At 54.4% G+C, this 6467-nt stretch carries 7 protein-coding genes; 4 read left to right on the top strand and 3 right to left on the bottom strand.

Annotation, left to right across the window (positions count from 1 at the left end; genetic code table 11):
- The 4 genes from P3C52_RS20640 to P3C52_RS20625 all read left to right on the top strand — a co-directional run.
- On the top strand, window positions 1–491 hold a 491-nt coding region (locus P3C52_RS20640), incomplete at its 5' end, for a glucose PTS transporter subunit EIIB (RefSeq protein WP_275556735.1).
- A 403-nt stretch (window positions 492–894) separates the two neighbouring features.
- Window positions 895–1104: a hypothetical protein gene (locus tag P3C52_RS20635; RefSeq protein WP_275556734.1), complete on the top strand. Its 210-nt coding sequence runs from the start codon at window positions 895–897 to the stop codon at window positions 1102–1104.
- Window positions 1105–1398: 294 nt separating this feature from the next.
- Window positions 1399–2364 carry a chemotaxis protein gene (locus P3C52_RS20630; protein ID WP_275556733.1) on the top strand — a complete coding sequence of 322 codons (966 nt, stop codon included), beginning with the start codon at window positions 1399–1401 and terminating at the stop codon, window positions 2362–2364.
- A gap of 308 nt (window positions 2365–2672) precedes the next feature.
- Window positions 2673–3572 carry a LysR family transcriptional regulator gene (locus P3C52_RS20625; RefSeq protein WP_275556732.1) on the top strand — a complete coding sequence of 300 codons (900 nt, stop codon included), beginning with the start codon at window positions 2673–2675 and terminating at the stop codon, window positions 3570–3572.
- Here the strand turns inward: P3C52_RS20625 and P3C52_RS20620 are convergent.
- The 3 genes from P3C52_RS20620 to P3C52_RS20610 all read right to left on the bottom strand — a co-directional run.
- Window positions 3569–4705 carry an oxidoreductase gene (locus tag P3C52_RS20620; protein WP_275556731.1) on the bottom strand — a complete coding sequence of 379 codons (1137 nt, stop codon included), beginning with the start codon at window positions 4703–4705 and terminating at the stop codon, window positions 3569–3571. The two genes, P3C52_RS20625 and P3C52_RS20620, sit on opposite strands and share 4 nt — an antisense overlap.
- 393 nt (window positions 4706–5098) lie before the next feature.
- A complete protein-coding gene (fabI, locus tag P3C52_RS20615) occupies window positions 5099–5887 on the bottom strand; it encodes an enoyl-ACP reductase FabI (protein ID WP_103058458.1) in 789 nt (262 codons plus the stop codon).
- A gap of 158 nt (window positions 5888–6045) precedes the next feature.
- Window positions 6046–6467 (bottom strand): ATP-binding cassette domain-containing protein (locus P3C52_RS20610; RefSeq protein ID WP_275556730.1); only part of this gene is annotated, 422 nt, incomplete at its 5' end.

The raw sequence follows: 6467 nt of genomic DNA, 5'->3' as shown, positions 1-6467 counted from the left end.
GTCTCTCATTTATGCTGATGTCGATGCTGCACCTGATGATTGGCAATGTGCAGGGCGGCGCGATCGATTTAGTGGTGTTTGGCATTCTCGGCGGGGAGAAAACCCACTGGTGGTGGACGCTGGCGCTGGGCGCCGTTTACGCGCCGCTCTACTATTACGCCTTCCGCTTTGTAATTAAACGGATGAATGTCGAAACCCCGGGACGCGAATCGGAAGAGCAGGAAACCACGGCGCAAACGGTCAGCGCAGACGATCGCACAAAAACCATCATCAGCGGGCTGGGCGGTGAAGGAAATATCGAAGATGTCGATTGCTGTTTTACACGGCTGCGCGTGCGGGTGAAGGATATGAAAGAGGTGGTTGATCAAACCTTAATGACCACCGGCGCCAACGGCGTTAACCGCGTCAGCGAGCATGATGTGCAGGTTATCTATGGGCCGCAGGTGGAAAAAATCGCCAATGAAGTTAAAACGGCGCTTGGCGTAGCCTGAGTCAGGTCCCGGTACGTCGTCTGGCGGCGACCTGTACTTTAGGGGAGTAGATTGATAAGTTAATTTTATAAATAATGGCGGCGTCTGCTCGATAACGGTTCGCCCGGTTTTAGTTAAAACCACTTATACACTGCTTGCAGCTCTCAAAATGCGTCGTAAGCGGGCAGACAGCGCAGTAATACAGTCACACCAGGGAAACTCTATACTGAAAGTTTTTCGCGTTTCAGTAATTATATAAATAAAATTAAACGTAATGCGAAGGCTGCCTCCGGGTAGCCTTTTTATTTGGCGCGAATCTGTCCTTTTTCAGACGCCGCCTAACCAGAAAAAGCAGGGCGGAAAGGGCGGCTAACCTGACCATCACCTATACTTTGTTAACTTACCTGCGTTAATGGAGGAACCTATGTCAGAACGCCCCGACCATAACAAGCCTTACCCGGACGAACATGAGCATCATGGCCTGCCTGAAGATGCGCCTCACGCGCCCAATCCTTATGAAGAGGATGACTTTGCGGCCAGCGGCTCGCCTGAGCATGAAGGCGAAATTCCTCGTAAACGCGATGACAGCAGCGATGATGAAGAGGATCCCTACGATACCGAAGGCAAGCATTAATCCTTTCTGAATTGCTGTTCCCGGCCCTGACGGTACGCTGTCAGGGCTTTCTTTTTTCCCCGCCTGATACCGCCCCGCGCCTCTGCGTGCGTTTTAATCGTCTGCAAACTGTGAGTAAGCGAACACAAAGCAGATTCACGCTGTATTTTTATTTGTTTCTGCCGATAACTAATTAGAGCCAACGCATAAGCGCTAATGTTGCCGGGTAATGAGCCGTTTCTGATATACCCCGTAACGCCTAACAGATACCGCATTGTGAGCTTCCGCCAGCCACAATAATAACCAGAGGTAAAGATGGATAACTTCCAGAAAGATATTGATGAGAGAGCGAATCTCGCCTTATCTAACAAATTCGAATTGTTATTATTCCGGCTGGGGTCTTCTCCTGATAGCGAAAAGTCTGAGCTGTTTGGCATTAACGTCTTTAAACTGCGTGAAATCGTGCCGATGCCGACCATTACCAAAGCCGCGGGCATGCAGTCGCCTTTGCTGGGCATGGCAAATATTCGCGAGCAAATTATTCCGGTTATCGATCTGGCGGCGGTCGCAGGCTGTACGCCTTCAACCGGACTTAATCTGCTGTTGGTTACCGAATACGCGCGCAGCACCCAAGCCTTTGCCGTGGAGTCGGTTGATAATATCGTGCGTCTGGACTGGAACCAGGTGCATACTGCGGAATCGGGCGTCAGCAGTCGTAACATCACCAGCATCGCCTGTCTGGACAGCGACGGCCAGAGCAATAGCCTGGCGATGGTGTTGGACGTAGAACAAATTCTGTATGACATCGTGCCTTCCGTGCGCGATGCCGCGCCGAAAGAGATCAAAGCGCGCACGTTCAAATTCAAGCCCGGCGCCGTGGTCATTGTGGCGGAAGATTCTAAAGTAGCGCGTACCATGCTGGAACACGGTTTACAGAGCATGGGTATTCCGGCGCTTATGCATAACACCGGCCTTGAAGCCTGGGAAAAAATCAAAACCATCGCCCGCGAAGCGCAGGCGGCGGGGCAGCACATAAGTGAGCGCATCGCGATGGTGCTGACGGATCTGGAAATGCCGGAAATGGATGGCTTTACGTTAACGCGTAATATCAAACGCGACGAAACCCTGAAAAAGATCCCGGTCGTTATTCACTCTTCGCTCTCCGGCAGCGCCAACGAAGAACATGTGCGTAAAGTTGGCGCCGACGGCTATGTGGCGAAATTTGAAATCAACGAACTTTCTGAAGCGATTCAGGCCGCGCTGGACAAAGTGGCGGGCTGAGTGAGTGTCTGATGCTTGCTGTCGGGCCAACCGGCAGCGGCATCGATGTATAACGTACCGCGTTTGTCGAACTGTCACGCTTGCTTCTGACGCACACAAAGCGCTGCATCAGGGGCGGTTCTTCTCTCTGCAAGCTTATTGCTGGCCATCGTCAGTTCCGCATCGGTAAAAACCATTTTCTGGTAAAGTAAACTCTGGCCATTTGTACAGTATTGCGCTTGCGAAACCGGGCGCAAAAAAAGATGGCCGCGTCTTTTTTTCCGTGCAATCAATTCGGCCACCTCTTATTAAATTAACTCGTTGAATTTATGGATATTAAACAGCTCATCTATCTTTGTAATCTTGAACGTGAGCGCCATTTTGGCCGCGCGGCGGAGGCCAGCTTTGTCAGCCAGCCGACCCTGTCGATGCGCCTGAAAAATCTGGAGCGTGAGCTGGGACTGTCGTTAATTAACCGCAGCAATAACTTTGACGGCTTTACTGCTGAAGGTGAAAGGGTACTGGCCTGGGCGCGCGAAATCGTTTCGGTTTATCAGGGGTTGAAGCTGGAAGTCGAATCGCTGAAGCATGGCGTGAACGGCACGCTGCGCATTGGCGTGGTGCCGCAGTGCAGCGTTTCGCTGCCGCTATTGTTGAAAACGGTCAACGATCGCTATCCGCAGCTCGATTATCGCGTCGCGGTACTGAGCGCCGATCAACTGCTGGATGCGCTGAACAGCCACACCGTTGATGTCGGAATCGGTTTTTTTGAGCTGGCCACGCTGCGGGAACTGCACTTTCAGGCAGAATCGCTGACGGATAATGGGGTAGAGCTGGTTTATCATCCCACGCATTTTCCTCAGCTGGAATCTTTCGAACAGCTAAAGCTGAATGATATTGCCGATTTACCGCTCTGCCTGGCTGAGCCGACGCGCTATTTTCGCCGTTATCTGGATGCCAGCTTTCGCGAAGCGGGTATTACGCAGCGCGTTATCCTGGAAAGCACCTCGATTTTTCAGCTATTGCAGGGCGTTCAGGTAGGGCTGGGCTGCCTGATTGCACCGGTGGGCCATCTGTTGCCCGATATGAATCCCGATTTACGCAGCCGTCCGCTGGCAATAGCGCCGATGGCGCGCCACGCTGCAGTGGTTATTGCTGAACCGGGCCGCGCCACGCCGCTCTCTCAGCACTTTTTTGACGAAGTTCGCCGCATCCTTAGCGAAGGTTAACCATCGCCCAGCGTTTGGTGCAGACGATTGTTCCAGTTTGCCAGCGCGACATGCTGGATCAGGCAAAACAGCTGTTGATGCGATAAGCCCTCAGCCAACAGCGGCTGTAATTGTGCCGCGCTCAGGCGATCCGGCGCACGCGTCAACTGAGCGGCAAACTGGATTACCGCATGTTGTAGCGGAGCCTGACGGCAGGCGGTCAGCGCGGCATCAATACCCGGCAACAGCGCCTGGCAATCGCGACTTTCACCAGTACGAAAGCATAACGCGCTGCCGTTAATCCGCGCGCTTACCGTCTGTGCCAGGCGCGCTTCTGCGGTTGCTACGGGCAGGGAGAGCTGCAATGTTGTGCGGGCGCGCAACACCTGCTCATCCCAGGCCAGCAGCCATACTATTGGCGTTAAATCAGGAAGCGCCTGCGCATCGGCGATGGCGGCAAGCTGCTGCTCGCTGGCGTAGCGCCGCTCCAGCGGCGGCAGCCGAAAACGTTCCGTCGCTGCGGCGGTAAAACAGTGCGGCTCCGCATCCACTCTCTCATTCAGGCCCGGCAGCCAGCGCACAGGCATACCGAGCAGCGCCTGTAGTCCGGCAACGACCCGCGCCTGATAGCTGACAAAGCCAACCAGCTGGCTCAGGGTAATAATATCCGGCGTCGTCAAACCGACCTCATCCAGACGCTGCAGCGCGGCAGCATCAATCACCGCAGGATCGCTGGCCAGCTGGCGCGCATACTGCGTGAGCTGCGTCAGGCGATTATTACTTTCACGGGAAGAGTCGGGGCCGGGCAGCGGATTCAGACGGGCCGCATAGTGGTTGCATAATCGCTGAATGCCGGTAACTTGCGCCACGGTCAGCGCGACGGCCAGTCGATCATAGAGCGTTAGCGTATGGATTAGCGTTGGCGTTATGTCAGAGGGAAGCAGTTGCTGACTCAGCGCAACACCTGCGCGCAGAGCGGGGCGAAACTCGCTGAAAAGCGGCGTCAGGCTCGATTTATCCTGTTGTAAGCCCAGCAAGAAACGATCTTCAACATCGGCGGCTTCAGGATAAAGCGGAGGCGTTTGCCCAGCGCGCGCGCTGGACTGAGTTTCATGATACCAGTGGCTGTTGCCGGAATAACGGCGTGGTTCCATGCTCATTCCTTTCACAAGTTAGCAAATCCGACCGCATAAAATGCCATCAAATCGGGTAATAATGGCGTAGCTATCCTGCAACAAGCCCATGAACGCAGCAAAGAATGATCGGCGATAACAAATAGCGGAAAGCTATAACGTAACGCGTAAGAAAGGTATCGCCGAAGTCAGTGATGGGCGCGGCAAGGGGAGTTGAATGACGTTAAATATCCACAGGATCAATAACGAAAAGATATCAGGAACAGGTGAAAGCGTGCGCCAGTAGCGATAGCCTGAGCTGGTGAAAGGTGAAAGGTGAAAGGTGAAAGGTGAAAGGTGAAAGGTGAAAGGTGAAAGGTGAAAGGTGAAAGGTGAAAGGTGAAAGGGCGAGACCGCAGCCTCGCCCAGGGAACCTTATTTCAGTTCCAGTTCATTCATCGCAGCGATGCTGAAACCGCCGTCAACGTGAACCACTTCACCAGTAATGCCGCCAGCCAGGTCGGAACACAGGAAGGCAGCGGAGTTGCCCACATCTTCAATGGTAACGGTACGGCGAATCGGCGTAACCGCTTCGCAATGCGCCAGCATTTTACGGAAATCTTTGATACCGGATGCGGCCAGCGTACGAATCGGACCGGCAGAAACGGCGTTCACGCGCACGCCTTCCGGGCCCATCGCATTCGCCATATAACGCACGTTTGCTTCCAGCGACGCTTTCGCCAGGCCCATGACGTTATAGTTCGGAATAGCACGTTCCGCGCCCAGGTAGGAGAGCGTCAGCAGCGCTGAGTTCGGGTTCAGCATCGCGCGGCACTCTTTCGCCATTGCGACAAAGCTGTAGGCGCTGATGTCGTGCGCAATTTTGAAACCTTCACGGGTAACGGCGTTCACATAGTCGCCATCCAGCTGGTCGCCGGGCGCGAAGCCGATAGAGTGAACGAAACCGTCAAATTTAGGCCAGGTTTTTGCCAGTTCAGTAAACAGCGCTTTGATGCTCTCATCTTCAGCAACGTCACAGGGCAGAACAATTTCAGAGCCGAGATCTTTAGCGAACTCTTCAACGCGGCCTTTCAATTTATCGTTCTGATAGGTGAAAGCCAGCTCTGCGCCCTGTTTGTGCATCGCCTGTGCAATACCGTAGGCGATGGAGAGTTTACTGGCAACGCCAGTAATCAGAATGCGCTTACCGGAAAGAAAACCCATAGCTGTAATCCTTATGGTCATTGTTGTTGGCGGCTGCTTAGCTCAAAAAATGCGCAACCGCGTTAATCGACCCGGCGATTCTAGCACGACTCTTGGGATAGCGTTAATCCGACCAGCCAGTTGGTGAAAAGCGCCGCATTTTCCCGGTGCCGCGGCGTTTAAACCGGCGGATCGCGGCGCCAAGCGTCCGCCGTCAACGCTTCGCCGAAGTGGCTGGCGATCATGCGGCGGGTTAAATCATGCAGCGGCGCGGCCAGCACGTCGGCGGTGCCGCCGCGTTCGACCACTTCGCCCTGGTGCATCACCAGCACCTGATCGCTGATATGTTTCATCATGCCGAGATGCTGCGTAACGAAAATATAGGAGAGCCCATGCTTTTCCTGTAGCTCCAGCAGCAGGTTTACCAACTGTGAGCGCATCGACATATCCAGCGAAGCCATCGCCTCGTCGGCGATAATCACTTTCGGCTGCAGGATCAGCGCGCGCGCCAGGCCGACGCGCTGCTTCTGGCCCGGCGCCAGCATATGCGGATAGTAGGCGGCGTGGTCGGGCAGCAGGCCCACCTGACGCAGCGTGGCAT

Origin of the sequence: Mixta sp. Marseille-Q2659 (assembly GCF_940807255.1) — a bacterium.
Taxonomy (GTDB): Bacteria; Pseudomonadota; Gammaproteobacteria; order Enterobacterales; family Enterobacteriaceae; genus Mixta.
Note: the sequence above shows the minus strand (reverse complement) of the source record. Positions and strands in the feature narration are given on the sequence as shown.